Source organism: Spirosoma montaniterrae (assembly GCF_001988955.1).
Classification (GTDB): Bacteria; Bacteroidota; Bacteroidia; order Cytophagales; family Spirosomataceae; genus Spirosoma; species Spirosoma montaniterrae.
Window position 1 is genome coordinate 5017216 of record NZ_CP014263.1, and the last position, 18624, is coordinate 5035839.

Below are 18624 nucleotides of genomic sequence, written 5' to 3' on the forward strand. Positions count from 1 at the left end.
TGAATAGAGCTGCCCCGGTCAACCACAACTGACTGGGGCGGCTTTGTTTTATACCTGAACGTAGCTAACTTTCCAATGTCATGATTAATCCATTTCTACAATCTTATCAAAATCAGCTCGTCAGCTTGTGTCGAAGATATGCTGTAGTGCGGTTGTACGCGTTTGGCTCAGTGACAACAACTAACTTTGATGAAGAGCTTAGTGATGTTGATTTGGTAGTAGAACTACCGGAGAGTTTGGCTCCTGAACAAAAAGGAGAGACCTATTTCAATTTGTTGTTTGATTTGGAGCGTTTGTTTAATCGAAGAGTTGATCTGCTAATGAACCCGTCTTTTCGTAATCCCTATTTTGCCCATGCCGTAGAGAAATCAAAAGAGTTAGTTTATGCAGCGTGATATACGAAAATATCTAACCGACATAGCTATTCATATAGATTACATCGACATTTTCTTAGGTGGAAACCGTGATTTCAAAATCTACGAGAAAGATTTGGCTACTCAATACGCTGTTGAGCGAGCATTAGGTATAATTGGTGAAGCCGTTAATCAATTACGTAAGACGGATGCTACTATCAACATCAGTGGTATGAACCATATTGTCGGTTTACGGAATATATTGATCCATGCCTACGATTCTATTAACAACGCAATTGTTTGGAGTGTAATCGTTAATCATCTGCCAGTACTCAAAATGGAGGTGACTGCGCTATTAGAAGAATTGGAAAGCAAATAGCGTTGTGAGATTAATCAGGCATTTTTCTTACTGATAATCCGATAAACAGTGGGTGACTTTCTGCTGTATTTTATTCAAAATAGTATTAATTCTCTCAGCCTCATGAACCCACAACAAAATCCTGACGGTTCGATTGATGTCGAACTGAGTGACGAAATTGCCGAGGGCGTTTACGCCAATCTGGCAATGATCGCCCATTCCAACAGCGAGTTTATTCTTGACTTTATTCGTCTGATGCCCGGTGTGCCGAAAGCAAAGGTAAAAGCCCGCATCATCCTTACTCCCGAACACGCCAAACGGCTCCTTGAAGCCCTGCGCGAGAACATCAGCCGCTACGAAGAGTCTTTTGGGGGTATCAGCGAGCCGAATGATACGTTTCGCTTCCCTCCAAGCGGTTTTGGCGGACCAGTAGGGCAAGCGTAACACAGTGAGCAGTTAACAGCGATCAGCCAACAATTTGCGATTATACGACATTGGATTGGGGGTAGCGTCAGCCAGACGCCAATGCAACATCAAATTGGTAGTAACAGGCAAGCATTCAGCTAATTGATCAAAACTGTTCGTTGATTCCTGTTGACTGCTCACTGTTTTTTCGTATCTTTGCACCTCAAATTTCGGGAAGACTGTTTTTTTGTAAACAAAACTAAGAATGCCTACCATACAACAACTGGTGCGCAAGGGTCGTGAAAAGCTGGTCGATAAGTCAAAATCGCCTGCTTTAGATTCCTGCCCCCAACGTCGGGGTGTTTGCACGCGTGTGTACACCACGACCCCGAAGAAGCCTAATTCGGCTCTTCGCAAAGTTGCACGTGTGCGTTTGTCGCACGGTAAAGAAGTGAACGCCTATATTCCGGGCGAAGGCCACAACCTTCAGGAGCACTCTATTGTACTGGTGCGTGGTGGTCGGGTTAAAGACTTGCCAGGTGTGCGTTACCACATTGTTCGGGGCGCGCTCGATACGGCTGGTGTAAACGGTCGTTTGCAGAGCCGCTCGAAATACGGTGCCAAACGTCCGAAACCAGGTCAGGCTCCGGCGGCTGGCAAAGGTGCTCCGGCCAAAGGAAAGAAAAAATAAGTTGTAGCGGTATAAAGTCATAAAGTTGTAAAGTTCGGTAAATCGGCAGCGCAACTTTATAACCTTACAACCATCCAACTTCACAACTCAAAATTTTTGACTGCCCGTTGAAAGACCACGGCAGAGTAAGATTCTAACATCTGAAGAAATCATGAGAAAGGCGAAACCGCCCAAGCGTTACGTACTACCCGATCCTAAGTATAAGGAGGTACTCGTAACCAAGTTTGTTAACAACCTGATGTATGAAGGCAAGAAAAGCCTGGCATACGCAATTTTCTACGACGCCCTTGATGTGGTTGCCAAGCGCACCAATGAGAGCGGTCTTGATACGTGGAAGAAGGCATTGAACAATGTAATGCCCTCAGTTGAAGTAAAAAGCCGTCGTGTTGGTGGAGCTACCTTCCAGGTGCCGACCGAAGTACGGGCAGACCGGAAGGTCGCGGTAGGCATGAAATGGCTGATCCGGTATGCTCGTTCGCGGGGTGAAAAAACAATGGTTGACCGGCTTGCTGCTGAAATCGTTGCAGCCTCGAAAGGCGAAGGTGCAGCCGTGAAAAAGAAGGATGATACGCACCGTATGGCAGAAGCCAACAAGGCGTTCTCGCACTTCCGGTTCTAAACATTTTTTATACAAACAGTTCTTCCCGCACGAAAGCCCGCTAATTGGTGGGTTTTCGTGTTTTCTGTACGTTTCGTTCCGTATTTTTGAGCTATGACAACGCTCAACAACAACCATCTCCGGGTTTCCATTCGCCCGCAGGGAGCCGAACTAACGTCTATTTTTCACAAATCAAGCGGTATCGAACACCTTTGGCAGGCCGATCCGTTGGTATGGCCGTGGCATGGGCCTAATCTGTTTCCGGTGGTGGGCGGTTGCCTGAACAACCAGTTACTGATAGATGGACAAGCGTACCCAATGGAGCGACATGGTTTTACCCGACGCAGTATGTTTGAAACAACTGAATCGAGCGATACGCACGCTGTGTTCACGCTACGCTCCAGCGATGTCACGCGGGTACACTACCCTTACGAGTTTCTATTTCAGGTTATTTACGAAATCGATGGACCTGTGCTCACGATAACGTATCGGGTCGTGAACGAAGACGACCAAACAGTTTATTTTCAGCTTGGCGCACATCCCGCTTTCACTGTGCCGTTTCGGACCGGAGAAGCTTATGAAGATTACTTCATTGAGTTTGAGAACGAAGAGCCACTCCAGACACATCGACTTACGGCAGATGGTTATTTCTCCGGCGAAACCGAATCTGTGCCAACCACTGGCAATCGCCTAATGCTGACGAAATCGTTGTTTGACCGCGACGCGCTTGTTCTCAAAAACATCTCGTCCCGTCGCGTGACATTGCAGAGCCAACACCACAATCACGCACTCAGCGTTTCGTTCTCATCATTTCCTTATCTTGGTTTATGGGCCAAACCCGGTGCCAATTTTGTGTGCATCGAACCCTGGTTAGGCTGTGCCGATAGCGACGGAGAACTTGTGCCTATTGAACAAAAGGAGCTGATTCAACAGGTCGCGTCAGGCAAGGTGTTTGAAGCCACGCTGACAATTAACGTTGAATGATTGAGTGGTTGAATGATTGAATGTATCCTGCTACTCCATTCAATCATTCAACCACTCAATCATTCAATTACTGCGTTTCTTCGAGTGGCTGGAAATCTTTAAACGTGCGCTTGATTGCCTTATCGGTGGCTTCTTTTTTGCTTTGCCAGTTGGCATCTAATTCAAGCGCAACTAACCCGCTCAGGCTCATAGAATTACGGAATTCGTCGGATTTTTTGATAAACTCGCTGCTTCGGCGGGCCGATTTCAGCGCAAACTCACGAGCGAAGACGTCGCCTTTGTTTTGAAGTTCGCTTTTTTTGCCCAGTACGTAATTGTATCGGTCAAGCAAATCCTTCATTGATTTACCGATTACTTCAGTTGCTTCGAGCGTACCCATCGTCAGCACCGCTGTGCCACCAATGGCCGAAATCAGCCGCGAATTGGGCGAATTAACGGCTGGAGCTACGCCCGTTACGGCACCTAATGATGCATTAGCCACCGAGCGATTTCGTTTGCCGCCTTTAGCCCGCTTATAATCACGCTTCAGCTCTTCTTCTTTTTCCGACAACTGCTCTACCAGCCCCCACGCCCGAACCAGCAATTGCCGGTACTGTGCATAGTAATAACGATCTTTTTCGGCTTCGTTCACTGTGTTGAAGACCGTAAATGTAACCCGACGTTCTTCACGATTCTGTGATTTATCGAGCGCGAAAAACGTGATTTGCACGTCGAGCGAGTCGTGAGGGTCTTTAACGAAGTCGTAGCCCGGTTGCCAGATGAACTCATATTGGTTCTCTGTATTTTTCACCAACGCCGTTTTAGGAATCTGCCGATTGTCGGATACGAAATCGAATGTAGCTACGTCATCTTCGCCATTAGGGTCCGACAGGTAGAATTTGAGATTGACCGTAGCATTTTCGCGTAGCCGATAGTGCGTATCTTTCGGAATTACCTGCACCGTAGGCGGCAAATCCATCTGTGTTACCTCTATTTTCAGGCGACCTTTGGTACGGGCTTTTGTGGGTTGATCTTCGACCCAAAATTCAATATACTGCGGGGCCTGTTTTAACTTGTTAAACTGATTGAGCGACAAAGTCCAGTTCAATTCACCCTGCGACGTTAACTTGCTGCCTTCTGGCATTTGATCGGCAATCGGAATAAAAACGATTGGGTCGCCATCGTCGTCGCGCACTACCTGCGGCTCCATCTTATACGCGTTCTGCGTCCGGTAGCTGACATAGAACGGGCGCAACTCACCAACAACCGGCGGTCGGTTCACGTGCAACACCCGAAACTCGACCGTCTGACTGGCCGAATGCCCACGTTGGTTATACACTTCAAAAGTTACCGGGAATCGTTTATTGGTTTGAATGCGTTCAACCAGGTCGAAGGAGGGCGTCCAGCTAAAATGGCCCAGCGAATCGAGTTGCATGCCTGCCTGCTTTTCCGAACCAAATCCAAACGTAAGCGTATCGGTTGGTCCGGCTCCGGTAGCTTTTAAATCAAACCGAACAGTGCCGCCTTCGGGCACTACGTTCCAGTTGGGTTGTGTCGGTAGAATCAGTTGGAGAGATTTGGTATCCTGCGCGTAGCCGCTTATGACAGTCAATGTCAGAAACGAATAAACCAGCGTACCGAATAGGCGCGTCATAGATGGTTAAGAATGGTATTACCTTAGAAAACGCAAAAGTAAAGCCAAGATTTTGCAGAAGGCTAATTCTGTCTACCCTTTTACACTTTTCTTAGCAAGCAGACTGTATTAACGCAAAAAAATTAAACTATTCCGGGAAATAGGCCAATAAAAAAAGCCCTTCTATACAAAGAGCTTTTTCTATGGCAACCTGCTAAACAACCTTAGTTTTTCTTCGGGGCCGTTTGGGCAGGAGCTGTACTGCCACCTGCCGTAGCAGGCTTGGCCGCAGCCGCAGCTTTAGCCGGGTCGATGCCTAACTTGCGCAGAACCAGTTCCGTGATGTTGTTCTCTTCAGGAGCAACGAGCAGAATGGGAATCGTGTTGGCACCAGCGTCGAGGTTAAACACATACTGGAAACCGCTTTCTTTAGCTACCGCATCGATGGCCTTTTGAATCTTCTGCACCACCGGATTCACTAATTGCTGATACTTATTTTGCAGCGATTGCTCTGCCGTGCGGCTGAACTCCTGAATGCGTTGTTGGAGACCCTGCAACTCGGTTTCGCGATCTTTGCGGATCACGTCCGACATTTGCGCGGCTCCTTTTTCATAGGCACTATACTTGTCTTCCAGTTCTTTCTGCATCCGCTTCAGTTCATTTTCCGACTGCGTCCGCTGAATAGTCAACTGATTTTGAATATCTTTTGCTTCAGGCGTCTGGCTCAGTACATAATCGATATTCGTATAACCTAACTTCAGCGGCCCGGCTGCCGAGGCAGTGGTGGTCGCGGTTGTTGAGGTTTGAGCCTGGGCGTTCAGGCCGCCCAACAGCAGGGCTGCGGCAAACGCCATGACGAGGTTTTTCTTCATCTCGAATTTGCTTGTTTGTATTACTTTGGATTTGTGATTGCTTTGTTGGCTGGGTTAGTTCCGGGCGTGCCCTTGCTGGCACCGTCGAGTCCTAACTCTTCCATGACGTAGTCGGTATAATCGTGACGCGGATTAGTATAGAGCATAACAAAATCAGACGCCTTATCGAACATAAAATCTAATTTTTTTTGCACGGATACTTTCTCAATTGCCCGATTCACCAATTCCATCGGTGCTTTCATGAGTTCCTTCTTTTTTTGGAAGAGCAGACCCTCATACCCAAACACCCGGTTGTTGTACTCGCGTGCTTCGCGTTCTTTTTCGCTCATCACGCGTTGCCGTTCGCGCTTCATGTCTTCGGTCAGCAGAATTTCTTCAGCCTGATAAGCGCGTTGCAGTTTTTCGATCTCAACGTACTTATCCTGAATGTCTTTCGACCACTTATCGGTGAATTTGTCAATCTCGCCTAACGCCTTCTGGTATTCAGGCATCTTGCTGAAAACAAACTCTGTATCGACATAACCGAACTTCTGCGCCTGTGCCGGAACACTCAGGCAAACGGCCCACAAAATTACGAAAAACAGGACTTTATTCATCGGTAACTGCACAAAAATTACGGGAAGTTGTTGATTGTCAGTTTCGATTACCTAACGCCCAAATTCATGGGTTAGATATATTCTATGGCGGAAGGTTTAACTGATGACTTTGTCATCCGACGATAGGAGGGATAACAAAATTATCTGAACTGCTGACCAATCGTGAAGTGGAACTGACCCGACGGCCCGGTTTTACCAGCCGCTGGCAGTGGGTCGAACCCGTAGCCGTAGTCAATACCAATCAGACCAAAAGCAGGCATGAAAATCCGCGCGCCAAAACCAGCCGACCGCTTCAAATCGAACGGGTTAAACTGCTTATAGCTGCCCCAGTTGTTGCCCGCTTCCAGAAAGCCCAGCACAAAAATCGTAGCCGACGGATTGAGCGAAACCGGATAGCGAAGTTCGGCAATGAACTTGTTGTAGACCACGCCACCGCGTGCGGCCTCCGTAGGCGTGGGCGTCCGGTCATAGTCAGCCGTGAACACGCTGCGGTCATTGTACCCGCGCAGACCAATAATGTCCTGCGCCAGCGCAAATTGCCCCTGTCCGGCCAATCCGGCACCGCCCAGTACAAACCGCTCGAATGGGCCGATTTCCGTTCGTTTGTTGTAATTGCCCAAGAAGCCCATATGAGCGCGGGCATTCAGTACTAATTTACCAAACACCGTCTGGAACCAACTGGCGTCGAACATCCATTTGTGGTACTCAACCAACTTGAACCGATCTTCCGGCTTTTCAATAGCCGCCGTATTACGGAACACCGACCAGGGGGGCGTAAACGAACCGCTTAGCGAAAACGACGAACCGCCACGCGGAAACTGCGGATTGTCGATGCTGTTGCGGGCTAATGTCGTATTGAACGTGATATTGTTCGATACGCCACTGTCGAAGCCTGGAATCTGGAACACGTTGTAACGATCCAGCACATACCGCTGATACGTAATCGAGTTGCTGAGCGAGAAAAAGTCATCGGGCACCCGCAACTGCCGACCTAAGCCCACCGTAAATGCCGTATTCTGGAATGAACCCGTCGGTGCCCGGCCCCGTAGCGGCTGAAACTGGGTACGCGGGTCGAGCGGATCGAAAAAGGTTTGGAAAACGGTGTGGCTGGCACTAACCGATAGGGCGTTCGGTTTGCGACCACCTAACCACGGCTCGGTAAACGATAGCGAATACACCTGAAACTGCCGCCCGTTGGCCTGAAAGCGCAATTGCACCCGTTGCCCATCGCCCGCTGGCAGTGGACGCCATGCACTGAAGTTCGGAATGTTCCGGGCCGAGAAGTTGTTGAACGTTAAGCCCAGCGTACCGACAAAGCCTACAAAGCCGCCCCAACCACCCGATAGTTCGATCTGGTCCGATGGTTTTTCTTCGACGGTATATTCAATGTCAACCGTTCCATCGTTCTGTGGTACGGGGTTGATACCGATTTTTTCGGGGTCGAAATAGCCCAGTGTAGACAGTTCGCGCTGGGTACGAATCAGGTTCGTTTTCGAGAATTTCTGGCCGGGCAGCGTCCGAATGGTCCGCATCACGACATGGTCGCTGGTTTTGGTGTTGCCGTTCAGAATCACCCGGTTAATAGTAGCCTGCTTGCCCTCGAAAACGCGGATTTCCAGATCAATCGAGTCGCCATCGATCATTTTCTCGACCGGCTGAGCATTGTAATACAGGTAGCCATCGTCCATGTAGAGCGAACTCAAATCTTGGCCGGGGTTGCCGTTCAGTTTCTTTTCGAGGTCTTCGGGGTTATACACGTCGCCTTTGCTGATGCCCAGCACTTCACGCAGCCGGGCAGCCGGGTAGAGGTAGTTGCCCGAAAAGTCGATGTTGCGATAGTAATATTTCTGCCCTTCATTCAGGTTCATGTTGAGCGAAATAGTTCGCCCACCTGCATTAATCACACTGTCGCTCTCAATGACGGCATCGCGGTAGCCAAGCTTGTTGAGATATGCAATCAGCTTCTGCTTATCTTCTTCGTACTTTTTCGGCACAAACTTCGACGGGCTGAAGAGCCGCCCAAAACGCATTTCTTTCGTATTCTTCAGCTTCAGCCGAATAGCCGACTCATCGACCTCGTTAAGACCCTGAAAGTTAATTTTGGCGATTTTTACTTTCTGGCCTTTATCGACCAACACGCGCATGGTAGCGTTGTTACGGGTGCTGTCGGGAATGGTTGTGATGCGGACTTTGGTGTTCAGATAGCCTTTGTCGACAAAGAATTTCCGAACGGCCATCTGGGTATTTTTGGTAATCGTGTTGGTCACGATTTTGCCCAGATTGAGTTTTACTTTGTCTTTAAGCTGATCCTGTTCGCCTTTTTTCACGCCCATAAACGACACCCGGTAAAGCCGGGGCCGCTCCTGCACCCGGAACATGAGCGTTATTTTGTTGTCGTTGACATTCGTGGCAAACATCTCCACGTTATCGAGCAGACCCGATTCCATGAGCTTACGAACAGCAGAACCAACAGCTTCGCCAGGAATACGTATTTTATCACCTACTTTCAGGCCCGACAGCGATACCAGCGAATTTGGGTCAAGGTAACGCGTACCCGTCACGGTCATAGCGGCAATCTGGTATTCTTTTGGGCTGGCATAGTTGAGCAGCGCATTCGTATCGTCGGTCGGTGTTTCAGGACCGCGCCCTACGCCCACGCGTACCTGTGCCTGACCGGGCAGCAGACTACCGAGTACCAGAACGGCGCCGATGATGTACTTTAGATGGTGTTTCAATGTCTTGTAATTATTTCACTAACTGTTCACTCGTTTTGCCAAATCGGCGTTCGCGTTGCTGATAGCTTAGCAGAGCTTCGTGCAAATGCTTTTTGCGGAAATCGGGCCAAAGCACATCGGGCATGTATAGTTCCGAATAAGCCAGTTGCCAGAGCAGAAAGTTGCTGATTCGCATTTCGCCACTGGTCCGAATCATCAATTCAGGATCGGGTATGCCACCCGTAGTAAGATGCTGACTGAATAGCATCTCGTCAATATCATCGGGTGTTATGTGTCCGTCGCGTACCTGAGCGGCCAACTGCCGTGCTGCCTCCAGAATTTCCCATCGGCCACTGTAGCTCAGGGCCAGAATCAGTGTCAGACCTGTATTATGGCTGGTTTCGCGGATGGCTTCGGCCAGTTCGCGCTGACAGTCTTTGGGCAGGCTTTCGGTGTTACCGATGGTTGCCAGCCGCACATTGTTGTCCATCAGTGTTTTTATCTCGTCGCGAATTGTGTGTACCAGCAAAGTCATCAGTGCATCGACTTCAAACTTGGGGCGGTTCCAGTTTTCGGTCGAAAACGCGTAAAGTGTCAGGTACTTAATTCCCAATTCGGCACATCCCTCCGTTACTTCTCGCACGGCCTTGATAGCGTTGCGATGCCCAAACACCCGCGCGGCTCCCTGCCGTTTGGCCCAGCGTCCGTTTCCGTCCATGATAACGGCTATGTGCTGGGGCAGATTGCCCGGCTCTATGTCTTCTTTCATCCCAATTGGGGAAATTTAAGAGTATTTAACAAACCGCGAAGATACGGATTTTCAGCGGTTAGTCTGTTTAAAGTTTCCGCGTACTTTTGCTCTATGAATACCATATTGACTCAATGGCAACGACTAACTGCACTCGTTTGTGTAGTACTAACCGCGTTTGGCTGTCAGCAGAATGACGACGCTGTGGCAACGCCTAAAACAATAACTGATCTGGTTCTTGAAGACAGTCAGTTCAGTCTATTGCGGGCGGCTGTCCAGTATGCCGAAGCCGGCGATGCGCTGAAAGCGGGCAACCTCACGCTGTTTGCTCCCAACGATGCCGCTTTTCAGGCGTCGGGCCTGACCGAAGCGGCTATTCGGTCGCTGCCCAAAGAGCAGGTGCGTACCCTTGTGATGTATCACGTACTGGCGTCGCCCGTGTCGTCAACGGCGGTGCCGCCGGGGCAGAACTCGGTGCAAATGGCGAGCCGGGGTGTGGCCTATCTGAACCGAACCAATTCTGGCGGTTTAGGTAATACTACGGCGTTACTTTTTATCAACAACGCACAGATAACCCGGCCCGATTTGGTAGCCACCAACGGCTATGTACACGTTATCGACCGGGTGTTGACGCCCTCGGCAGGCAGCCTGCTCGAAAGTATTCAGGCAAACCCGAACCTGACGTTTCTGGCGGCTGCCATTCGGCGGATTGGTGAGCCTACAACTCTACCGTTTCTGACAAGAGCCAGTTCGACCAGTACTTTTACGTTATTCGCGCCCAACGATGCGGCTTTCCGGGCCGATAGCCGGTTTGGTTCGCTGGCTGCCATTGAAGCGGCCAATCCGCAAACGCTCGCCAATGCGCTGCTCTATCACACCGTATCGGGTGTAGTGTTCTCGAACCAGTTGCAAACCGGCACCGTTGCCACGTTGTTGACCAATACCCGCCTGACGCTGACCGTTACAACCAATCAGATTTCGGTGAAAGGTAATCGAAATGCCACAGCCGCCACCATCCGAACGCCCGACCTGGTGGCTACAAACGGGGTCCTGCATATTGTTGACCAAGTGCTGATTCCGTAACACCTCAAAAACTCATGCTCTCAAAAATTCTTCTCATTCTGCTCGTTGTTCTGCTGCTATTCGTGCTGATTAGCATAGGCATAGGTTATACGATTTCAGCACCTCGCTACAAAGGACCAATCAGCGACCATTTCGATGGGAACGAATTTTTTACCCCCAACGCACCGAAGCCGGGCGGGTTCAAAGAAGTAATTGGCTGGCAACTGAACCACGAGCGAACTCAGCCGTGGGGCGCGTTTCACAACAACCAGCCCGGCCCACCGCCACCCGCCCGCGTATCCGGCGACCCAGTGCGTGTGACGTTCGTTAATCATTCAACGGTGTTACTGCAATTCGACGGGCTAAACGTGCTGACCGACCCTATCTACGAGCAGCGGGTTAGTCCGTTTTCATTTGCCGGCCCGAAGCGAAACTGCCCACCCGGTGTTCGGTTTGAGGATTTACCCAAAATTGACCTGCTGCTGCTGAGTCATAACCACTGGGATCACCTGGAAATTGGCACGGTAAAAAAACTCTGCGCCCGCGACCAGCCGCGCATAGTATGTCCGCTGGGTGTAAAAGCCTTTCTGGAGCAGCACGGTTGTCAGAACGTCAGTGAACTCGACTGGCAGCAGTCGGTCAGCCTGAACCCGCAAACTACCGTTCACTGCGTACCGGCGCAGCACTTTTCGGGTCGGGGCCTGTTCGACCGGAACGGAACGCTTTGGGCAGGCTATGTGGTTGATAATAAGACGGCTGGGAAATTATATTTCGCCGGTGACTCCGGGTATGGGCCGCATTTTCGGGCCATTGGCGAGCAGTTCGGGCCGTTGCGGCTGGCCCTCATTCCAATTGGTGCGTATAAGCCCAACTGGTTTATGTCGCCGGTGCATTGCAACCCTGCCGAGGCTGTGCAAATACACGAAGACGTGCGTTCGGAGCAGAGCGTTGCCATTCATTTCGGTACGTTTCCGCTGGCCGACGATGGCGAAACCGAACCCGTCGATGATTTACGGAAAGCCCTGATAGCGAAGAATATACCAGCCCAGCGATTCCGGGCGTTGAAAGCAGGAGAGGGATTTATTTTGAATTCCCGCCCATGAATTGCAACCCTTTTTATCGGGTTTTGGTCAGTATACAGGGTACGCGTCGAATTGAAGACATCATTTCATGTATAAGTTAGTTTTAGGTTTATTGGTTGTGTGGTTGGCAGGTGCGTTGTCGTCATGTAATAAAATTGCCGGAGTCGACCCCAGCACTACCCCCTCCGGTATTTTCATCCGCGACACCAGCATTCTGAACCGGTACGCGGCCAGTAAAGGGCTGGTGCTGACAACCACAGCGTCGAATCTGCGGTATGTTATTTCGAGCCGGAACCCAACCGGCAAGCAGGCTGCGCTGGGCGAAGAGCTTGAATTTAACTACGTACTGACCACTCTTACGCGTAAAGGTGGCACAGGGGCCGATTCGCTGGATGTTATTGAAAGACAAGTTGATACAACGTTCCGCGTGCAGCCGAATTTTTTTCCGTTTACAGATGGGTTGCTTATTTCGGGTCTGCAAGAGGCTATGTTGCTGATGCGTGAAGGCGAACGGGCTATATTTTTGATGCCATCGATTATTGGTTTTGGCAGTAGGGCGCAGTTGAATGGAGCTATTCCGCCGAATACGCCCATTCGGTGGGACGTAACGCTTCGGCGGTCGCGCTCCGAAGATCAGCGAATCCGGGAATATATTACCGCTAACAAACTGGTCGTTACCGACTCTACTACATTATCGGGATTGCGCATCATAAAAACACGCGCCAATCCTACCGGCGATTCGTTAAGTGCCAACCGCACCGCTATCTTCAACTATACAGGTCGACAGTTGCGGGCACGGTCGGCGTTTGGTTTCGACAGCACCGCTACCGGCCTGCGCCGGTTCAACGTACCCGGATTCAATGCCGGTCTTGCCAAACTTCGCGCCGGGGAGCGGGCCTTGCTTATCTTCCCATCGTCGCTTGGTTTTCAGAATGCCGGTATTGTTGTTAACGGAACATTTCTGGTGCCGCCCGGCACTCCGCTTCTTTACGACGTCGAGGTGACGTCGATTCGATAATCAAATTCAATTTTAGTGTATTTAGTGTATGGGTAATCATCGATTTTTTTTGCTTGGCCTGTTGCTGACAGGTGGGTTGGCCTCGTGTAGTCAGCAAGATGTTGGCATAACGGACGAAGAAATTTTTCAATCGAACAAAGCAGACATTGAGCGGTATGCCAGCAGCAAGGGTTTATCGACAACCGCCACGGCTTCTGGCCTGTATTATGCTGTAAAACAACCCAGTTCCTCAACTGTTACGCCAGCCGTGGGGCAGGAGGTTGAGTTCACTTATACGCTGTCTGTTCTGTCGAACAACAACGGCACCGTTACCGACCGCTTTGTCGATTCGGCCTATGCTACGAGACCCCGGTATCTGCATTTAGCCAATGTGAGCAGCGGTTTGTCGGAAGGTCTGGCCCGGATGCGCGAAGGCGAACAGGCCATTCTATTGTTGCCATCTGTCTATGCCTTTGGGCGCGACGGGGCTGGCAACGGGGTTGTACCGCCCAACGCACCCGTGCGAATCGACGTGTTGCTGCGTCGTACCCGAACGGAAGACCAGCAGATAAATGAATATTTGACAGCCAATAACCTGCGGCCAACTGAGGTAACGGTTCGAGGAGTTCGTTTCATTAAAACGCTCAGCATCCCCACCGGAGCGGCTCCCTCCAACGGTCAGCGGCTGTCGGTGCGGTATCGGGGGCAGTTACTACGTGAGAAATCCGCTTTCGACAGCACCGGCACCGGGCTTTACACAACGACGATTGGTCAGTCGGTGGCTGGCTTCGACGAAGGGTTATCCAAGCTTAGAGTGGGCGAAAAAGCTACGATCATATTTCCCTCGGCCATGGGATACGGCAGCAGCGGCAGAGGAACTATACCGCCGTATGCCCCAATGCGCTTTGACATTGAATTGGTATCGGCCCAGTAATTTTGTAGCCTGATCGGGCTAATCCGGTCAGGCTTTTTCATGAAAATTCAGCAGACGCTGCAACACGGCCCGGTGCGGGGCTTTCGATTTGGCTACTCGCCTACGCGGCTAATGCGGCCCGTGCCGGTCTGGTGCTATTACCTCAACGGGCTGCTAATCGACACAGCGCAACGGAATATGCAGCGCGACGTATTGCGCACGTTTGCCCGCTACCAAATTGGTCAGATTGCGCTGACGCACTTTCACGAAGATCACTCGGGTAATGCGGCTGCGCTGCGTGGGCAACATAACTGCCCCGTGCTGGCCGGGCCACTCACCGCCGAACGCATTGCCACCACGTTTCCGCTGCTGCCCTATGAGCGTTTCTGGTTCGGGCAGATCGAACCATGTCCCGGCGCATTGCCACTGCCCAATTTGCTTACAGCAGGCCCGTATACGCTCCGCCCAATTGCAACGCTCGGCCACTCAGACGATCATTACGTATTTCTGGAAGAGCGCGAAGGCTGGCTCTTTGCCGGTGATTTTTACATAGGTAATCTGAAAGTCTTTCGGCGTGGTGAGAATATTCATCAGATGATAGCTGCCACGCGGCACCTGCTCACCTATGATTTCGATACGGTTTTTTGCGGACACAATCCCGTACTGACGGGCGGACGTCGGGCTGTTGAACGTAAACTTCACTACCTCGAAACGCTGGTCGAACGTGTGCAGGACGCTCATCGGCGTGGTGTGCGTGGGCAGGCGCTGGTGCGGGCAGCAGGCTTGCAGGAGCAATGGTGGCTTCGGGCATTTACGACGAATGATGTTAGTTCTATGTATATAATAGAGTCGATACTAATGCGTTGATCGCCAAATAGATTATGTGGTAGTTTAAGGAAAGTTTAGAATATAAAAGCGATTTTGACCGTTTTATATACAATTCATTCTATTTTTACTCGAAAAATCGATTACTAACCTATGAGAAAATTATTTACACTACGCCTTGTTGGAATAAACGTGGCCTGCTGGTTACTGGCAGCCACTACCGTTCTGGCTCAGGGCGTTCGGGGCCGCGTTATAGACGGGGCTACCAGGTCGGCTATTCCGGGGGCAACCATCGTTGTCATGAATACCTCGGTTGGGGCGACCGCTGATGCAAATGGAGATTACTCGCTGAAGTTAGACCCCGGAAATTACACGCTTCGGGTAAGCTTTGTGGGGTATCAAACGGCCAGTGTACCCGTAACGGTTTCGTCTGGCGAGCCTGTTGTAGCCAATGTAACATTGAGCGATGCAGCCGAAAGTCTCGGAGAGGTTGTTGTGATTGGGTCACGTTCAACACAGGTGCGTACCAGTGTTGAGACAGTAGCCCCCGTCGACATTATTCAGTCGCGTGATTTGGTTGCAACCGGGCAGGTCGACATTACGCAGCAGTTGAATTTCGTGGCTCCATCGTTTAATTCGTCGCGTCAGACAGTTGCCGATGGTACAGACCACATTGACCCGGCCACTATTCGGGGACTCGGCCCCGACCAGGTGCTGGTGTTGCTAAACGGCAAAAGACGCCATAATCAGGCACTTATCAACGTAAACGGAACCATCGGGCGCGGCTCTGTCGGAACAGACATGAATGCTATCCCGTCGGCGGCTGTTGAGCGCATCGAAGTATTGCGCGACGGGGCTGCATCACAATACGGTTCTGATGCCATTGCGGGTGTTATTAACCTGCGTCTGAAAGAACGTCCGGGCACCAGTGTGATTGCTCAGGTGGGGCAGCAATACAAGGGCGATGGACAAGTGGCGCAGATTGGCGTGAACCACGGCATTAAGATTGGGCAAAAAGGCGGGTTTCTAAGCCTTACCGGCGAATTCCGCCATCGCGGAGCCACTAAACGCGCAGGCGATTACAACGGTCCGGTATACGTAAACTGGAACGTAGCCCGTGCCACAGGTGAAACAGATGCGGCTTACATTGCCCGTCGGCAGGGCTTGTACGACCAGGATCAGACCCGTATCCGGGCTAACAATTTCGATTTGTCGGACAACATGCTGATTGGCAACTCGCAGGTCGATAACATTGGTGGTTTTCTGAATGCCCGACTGCCCATAACCGCCAAAACGTCGTTCTACGCTACGGGGGGTATCAACTACCGGAATGGTAAAGCGGCTGGCTTTTATCGGTATCCATTTCAAACGTCGCAGGTTATTACCGCACTGTATCCCAATGGTTTTTTGCCGAATATCGAATCAAAAATCAACGATCAGTCGCTGCTTGCTGGTGTTAGTGGCGAGTCGAAAGGCTACCGTTGGGATATTAGCAATGTGTATGGGGGCAATAGCTTCCGTTTCGACGTAACGAACTCGAACAACGCGTCGCAGTTTGCGCAGGGAGCCAACGCGCAGACTAATTTCTATGCGGGTACGCTCAGCTTCTATCAGAACACAGCCAACGCCAGCGTTGCCAAAGATTACGGCTCGTCGGTAGGGCTTAAATCGTTTAACGTGGCGGTTGGGGCCGAGTATCGGATGGACTTTTACCGGATTCGGAACGGCGAAGAAGCCTCGTATCGCAACTTCGACCCCGCATCAGGCCGGGCCGGTGGTGCCCAGGTATTTCCGGGGTTTCAGCCAGCAAACGCGGTTAATGCCAGCCGAAACGTAGTGGGTGCGTACATCGATATTGAAACAGACCTGAGCGAGCGGCTACTCGTGAATACGGCAGCCCGCTACGAAAATTACAGCGATTTTGGTGGTAATCTGGCCGCAAAATTAGCCGCTCGTTATAAGTTCACCGACGCATTTTCCCTGCGTGGTGCGATAAGCAATGGGTTTCGGGCACCGAGCCTGCACCAACGGCAGTTTAGCGCGATCAGTACCGTTTTTGTGTCAACAGGTCAGGGACTCGAACCGCGTCAGACAGGTACATTCCGCAACGATAGCCCCATTGCCCAGGCTTTTGGCGTACCATCGCTCACGGCTGAACGCTCAGTCAATTACAGTGTTGGCGTTACGTCGCAACCACTTAGTAATCTGAGCATTACAATTGATACCTATCAGATTGACATTCGCGACCGGATTATTTACAGCAACCAGTTTACGCGCGGCACCAGTGGGGCCGGGCTAATTGTGGCTAACATCCTCAACGCGGCTGGGCAACAGGAGGTAAATGCGGCCCAGTTCTTCGCTAATGCGGTAAACACCCGTACCCGTGGCATCGACATCGTAGTTGCTACCAGCCCGCGTCTGAACAAAGGAACGCTCGACCTGACTTTTGCGGCTAACTTCAACGAAACACGGCTTACAGGCGACATTAAACGGCCCGCCAATTTACCAAACGACGCCGTGTTTGGTAACTTTTTGTTCAACAGACAGGATAGTGCCCGCCTGACGCTTGCACAACCCAAAAGCAAAATAGCCTTCACCGCCAATTACCGGCTAAATAAATTCGGAGCGGTGCTGCGCCTGACCCGATTCGGCGAGGTAGCTACCTACGACCCGGCAAATCCATTGCTCGACGAGTTCTTTAGCCCCAAACTGGTAACAGACTTCAGCGTTTCGTATCGGGTATTCAAGAACCTCACGGCTACACTTGGTGCTAATAATATTTTGGACGTATATCCCGACAAACTACAAAAAACGGCCCAGCCAACACCATCGCGTTTTGGTTCGGCAGTGCTCGACAATTCATCGTTCGGACGGTTTGTCTATAGCCGGAACGCCACTCAGTTTGGATTCAACGGGGGTTACTATTTCCTGAATTTATCGGCAAGTTTCTGATAAACGCAGCTACGAAAAAGCCTGCTAACATTAGTTGGCAGGCTTTTTCGTGACTCTTCGGTTAGAAATATCATTACTTCGGGGCCATCCGAATTGCACCGTCGAGCCGGATAACTTCGCCGTTGAGCATTGGGTTTTCCAGAATACTCTTTACCAGCAAGGCGTACTCAGCCGGTCGGCCCAGCCGCGACGGAAACGGCACCTGCTGACCGAGCGAGATGCGGGCTTCTTCGGGAAGGCCCATCAGGAGGGGCGTTTCAAACAGGCCGGGTGCAATGGTCATCACCCGAATACCCGACCGGGCCAGGTCGCGGGCAATAGGAAGCGTCATGCCGACAATGCCGCCTTTCGAAGCCGAATAAGCTGCCTGACCCATCTGCCCGTCGTAGGCTGCTACCGAGGCCGTGTTGATCAGCACGCCCCGTTCACCCTCCTGGTTAGGCTGGTTTTGCTCCATTGCCAGAGCCGACAACCGAATAACGTTGAATGTGCCGATAAGATTGATGGCGATGGTTTTTTGAAAAGCCGACAGCGAGTGCGCACCATACACGCCATCAACTTTGCCAATCGTTTTGCGGGCCTCGGCAATACCAGCACAGTTGACGTTGATGTGCAACCCACCGAACGTCTCAACGGCCAGATTGACAGCCGCCTGCACGTCGGTTTCGCTGGTGACGTCGGTTTTCTGAAACCGTACCGACTCTCCAAGTGCTGCGGCTAACGCCTGACCGCGTTCTTCGTTCAAATCAGCGATGATAACATTGGCACCGTGTTGCGCCAGCATGTTGACGGTGGCCTCGCCCAGCCCCGATGCACCTCCCGTAACGAGGGCCGTAGAATTCTGTAGGTTCATATCTTTTGT

At 51.0% G+C, this 18624-nt stretch carries 18 protein-coding genes; 12 read left to right on the forward strand and 6 right to left on the reverse strand.

The window, feature by feature from the left end; genetic code table 11:
- Positions 1 to 80: 80 nt before the first annotated feature.
- The 6 genes from AWR27_RS21590 (at position 81) to AWR27_RS21615 (ending at position 3389) form a co-directional block, all read left to right on the forward strand.
- The gene (locus AWR27_RS21590; RefSeq protein WP_077133098.1) at positions 81 to 395 is read left to right on the forward strand and encodes a nucleotidyltransferase family protein; all 315 of its coding nucleotides are present in this window, start codon (positions 81 to 83) and stop codon (positions 393 to 395) included.
- Positions 385 to 732, forward strand: a complete 348-nt coding sequence (locus tag AWR27_RS21595) for a HepT-like ribonuclease domain-containing protein (protein ID WP_077133099.1) — start codon at positions 385 to 387, stop codon at positions 730 to 732. Before AWR27_RS21590 ends, AWR27_RS21595 begins: the two co-directional genes overlap by 11 nt.
- Before the next feature lie 102 nt (positions 733 to 834).
- Entirely contained in the window at positions 835 to 1155 is a 321-nt protein-coding gene (locus tag AWR27_RS21600) for a DUF3467 domain-containing protein (RefSeq protein ID WP_077134136.1), read from the forward strand.
- Positions 1156 to 1381: 226 nt separating this feature from the next.
- Complete coding sequence (rpsL, locus tag AWR27_RS21605; RefSeq protein ID WP_077133100.1) at positions 1382 to 1807, forward strand: 30S ribosomal protein S12; 426 nt, start codon at positions 1382 to 1384, stop codon at positions 1805 to 1807.
- Positions 1808 to 1958: 151 nt separating this feature from the next.
- Positions 1959 to 2426, forward strand: a complete 468-nt coding sequence (gene rpsG / locus AWR27_RS21610) for a 30S ribosomal protein S7 (protein WP_077133101.1) — start codon at positions 1959 to 1961, stop codon at positions 2424 to 2426.
- A gap of 93 nt (positions 2427 to 2519) precedes the next feature.
- Positions 2520 to 3389 carry an aldose 1-epimerase family protein gene (locus AWR27_RS21615; RefSeq protein ID WP_077133102.1) on the forward strand — a complete coding sequence of 290 codons (870 nt, stop codon included), beginning with the start codon at positions 2520 to 2522 and terminating at the stop codon, positions 3387 to 3389.
- A 67-nt stretch (positions 3390 to 3456) separates the two neighbouring features.
- Here the strand turns inward: AWR27_RS21615 and AWR27_RS21620 are convergent, their stop codons facing one another.
- The 5 genes from AWR27_RS21620 to AWR27_RS21640 form a co-directional block, all read right to left on the reverse strand.
- The gene (locus tag AWR27_RS21620) at positions 3457 to 5022 is read right to left on the reverse strand and encodes a hypothetical protein (RefSeq protein WP_077133103.1); all 1566 of its coding nucleotides are present in this window, start codon (positions 5020 to 5022) and stop codon (positions 3457 to 3459) included.
- 203 nt (positions 5023 to 5225) lie between these two features.
- Positions 5226 to 5873, reverse strand: a complete 648-nt coding sequence (locus AWR27_RS21625; protein ID WP_077133104.1) for an OmpH/Skp family outer membrane protein — start codon at positions 5871 to 5873, stop codon at positions 5226 to 5228.
- Positions 5874 to 5893: 20 nt separating this feature from the next.
- Positions 5894 to 6469, reverse strand: coding sequence for an OmpH/Skp family outer membrane protein (locus tag AWR27_RS21630; RefSeq protein ID WP_077133105.1), 576 nt, complete (start codon positions 6467 to 6469; stop codon positions 5894 to 5896).
- Between the two features lie 140 nt (positions 6470 to 6609).
- On the reverse strand, positions 6610 to 9204 hold the full coding sequence (bamA, locus tag AWR27_RS21635; protein WP_077133106.1) for an outer membrane protein assembly factor BamA: 2595 nt from the start codon (positions 9202 to 9204) through the stop codon (positions 6610 to 6612).
- Between the two features lie 10 nt (positions 9205 to 9214).
- Positions 9215 to 9952 (reverse strand): isoprenyl transferase, encoded by a 738-nt coding sequence (locus tag AWR27_RS21640; protein WP_077133107.1) that lies wholly within the window; start codon positions 9950 to 9952, stop codon positions 9215 to 9217.
- A 93-nt stretch (positions 9953 to 10045) separates the two neighbouring features.
- Between AWR27_RS21640 and AWR27_RS21645 the strand changes: the two genes are divergently transcribed.
- The 6 genes from AWR27_RS21645 to AWR27_RS21670 all read left to right on the forward strand — a co-directional run bounded on the left by AWR27_RS21645 (position 10046) and on the right by AWR27_RS21670 (position 17762).
- Positions 10046 to 11014 (forward strand): fasciclin domain-containing protein, encoded by a 969-nt coding sequence (locus AWR27_RS21645; RefSeq protein WP_077133108.1) that lies wholly within the window; start codon positions 10046 to 10048, stop codon positions 11012 to 11014.
- Between the two features lie 14 nt (positions 11015 to 11028).
- Positions 11029 to 12096, forward strand: coding sequence for an MBL fold metallo-hydrolase (locus AWR27_RS21650; protein ID WP_077133109.1), 1068 nt, complete (start codon positions 11029 to 11031; stop codon positions 12094 to 12096).
- 67 nt (positions 12097 to 12163) lie between these two features.
- On the forward strand, positions 12164 to 13093 hold the full coding sequence (locus tag AWR27_RS21655; protein WP_077133110.1) for an FKBP-type peptidyl-prolyl cis-trans isomerase: 930 nt from the start codon (positions 12164 to 12166) through the stop codon (positions 13091 to 13093).
- A gap of 28 nt (positions 13094 to 13121) precedes the next feature.
- The gene (locus AWR27_RS21660; RefSeq protein ID WP_077133111.1) at positions 13122 to 14006 is read left to right on the forward strand and encodes an FKBP-type peptidyl-prolyl cis-trans isomerase; all 885 of its coding nucleotides are present in this window, start codon (positions 13122 to 13124) and stop codon (positions 14004 to 14006) included.
- Positions 14007 to 14045: 39 nt separating this feature from the next.
- Positions 14046 to 14852: an MBL fold metallo-hydrolase gene (locus AWR27_RS21665; protein ID WP_077133112.1), complete on the forward strand. Its 807-nt coding sequence runs from the start codon at positions 14046 to 14048 to the stop codon at positions 14850 to 14852.
- Positions 14853 to 14963: 111 nt separating this feature from the next.
- Positions 14964 to 17762: a TonB-dependent receptor gene (locus AWR27_RS21670; RefSeq protein WP_077133113.1), complete on the forward strand. Its 2799-nt coding sequence runs from the start codon at positions 14964 to 14966 to the stop codon at positions 17760 to 17762.
- Between the two features lie 73 nt (positions 17763 to 17835).
- Here AWR27_RS21670 and AWR27_RS21675 read toward each other — a convergent pair whose 3' ends face one another.
- A complete protein-coding gene (locus AWR27_RS21675; RefSeq protein ID WP_077133114.1) occupies positions 17836 to 18615 on the reverse strand; it encodes a 3-hydroxyacyl-CoA dehydrogenase in 780 nt (259 codons plus the stop codon).
- Positions 18616 to 18624: the final 9 nt, after the last annotated feature.

Bases quoted from the DNA above. Each gene is read 5' to 3' on its own strand.
- AWR27_RS21660 (WP_077133111.1), top strand. From the start codon at position 13,122: ATGGGTAATCATCGATTTTTTTTGCTTGGCCTGTTGCTGACAGGTGGG.
- AWR27_RS21665 (WP_077133112.1), top strand. From the start codon at position 14,046: ATGAAAATTCAGCAGACGCTGCAACACGGCCCGGTGCGGGGCTTTCGA.
- AWR27_RS21645 (WP_077133108.1), top strand. From the start codon at position 10,046: ATGAATACCATATTGACTCAATGGCAACGACTAACTGCACTCGTTTGT.
- AWR27_RS21590 (WP_077133098.1), top strand. From the start codon at position 81: ATGATTAATCCATTTCTACAATCTTATCAAAATCAGCTCGTCAGCTTG.
- rpsG (WP_077133101.1), top strand. From the start codon at position 1,959: ATGAGAAAGGCGAAACCGCCCAAGCGTTACGTACTACCCGATCCTAAG.
- AWR27_RS21625 (WP_077133104.1), bottom strand. From the start codon at position 5,873: ATGAAGAAAAACCTCGTCATGGCGTTTGCCGCAGCCCTGCTGTTGGGC.
- AWR27_RS21620 (WP_077133103.1), bottom strand. From the start codon at position 5,022: ATGACGCGCCTATTCGGTACGCTGGTTTATTCGTTTCTGACATTGACT.
- AWR27_RS21615 (WP_077133102.1), top strand. From the start codon at position 2,520: ATGACAACGCTCAACAACAACCATCTCCGGGTTTCCATTCGCCCGCAG.
- AWR27_RS21675 (WP_077133114.1), bottom strand. From the start codon at position 18,615: ATGAACCTACAGAATTCTACGGCCCTCGTTACGGGAGGTGCATCGGGG.
- AWR27_RS21600 (WP_077134136.1), top strand. From the start codon at position 835: ATGAACCCACAACAAAATCCTGACGGTTCGATTGATGTCGAACTGAGT.
- AWR27_RS21640 (WP_077133107.1), bottom strand. From the start codon at position 9,952: ATGAAAGAAGACATAGAGCCGGGCAATCTGCCCCAGCACATAGCCGTT.
- AWR27_RS21655 (WP_077133110.1), top strand. From the start codon at position 12,164: ATGTATAAGTTAGTTTTAGGTTTATTGGTTGTGTGGTTGGCAGGTGCG.
- AWR27_RS21670 (WP_077133113.1), top strand. From the start codon at position 14,964: ATGAGAAAATTATTTACACTACGCCTTGTTGGAATAAACGTGGCCTGC.
- rpsL (WP_077133100.1), top strand. From the start codon at position 1,382: ATGCCTACCATACAACAACTGGTGCGCAAGGGTCGTGAAAAGCTGGTC.
- AWR27_RS21630 (WP_077133105.1), bottom strand. From the start codon at position 6,469: ATGAATAAAGTCCTGTTTTTCGTAATTTTGTGGGCCGTTTGCCTGAGT.
- AWR27_RS21595 (WP_077133099.1), top strand. From the start codon at position 385: ATGCAGCGTGATATACGAAAATATCTAACCGACATAGCTATTCATATA.
- AWR27_RS21650 (WP_077133109.1), top strand. From the start codon at position 11,029: ATGCTCTCAAAAATTCTTCTCATTCTGCTCGTTGTTCTGCTGCTATTC.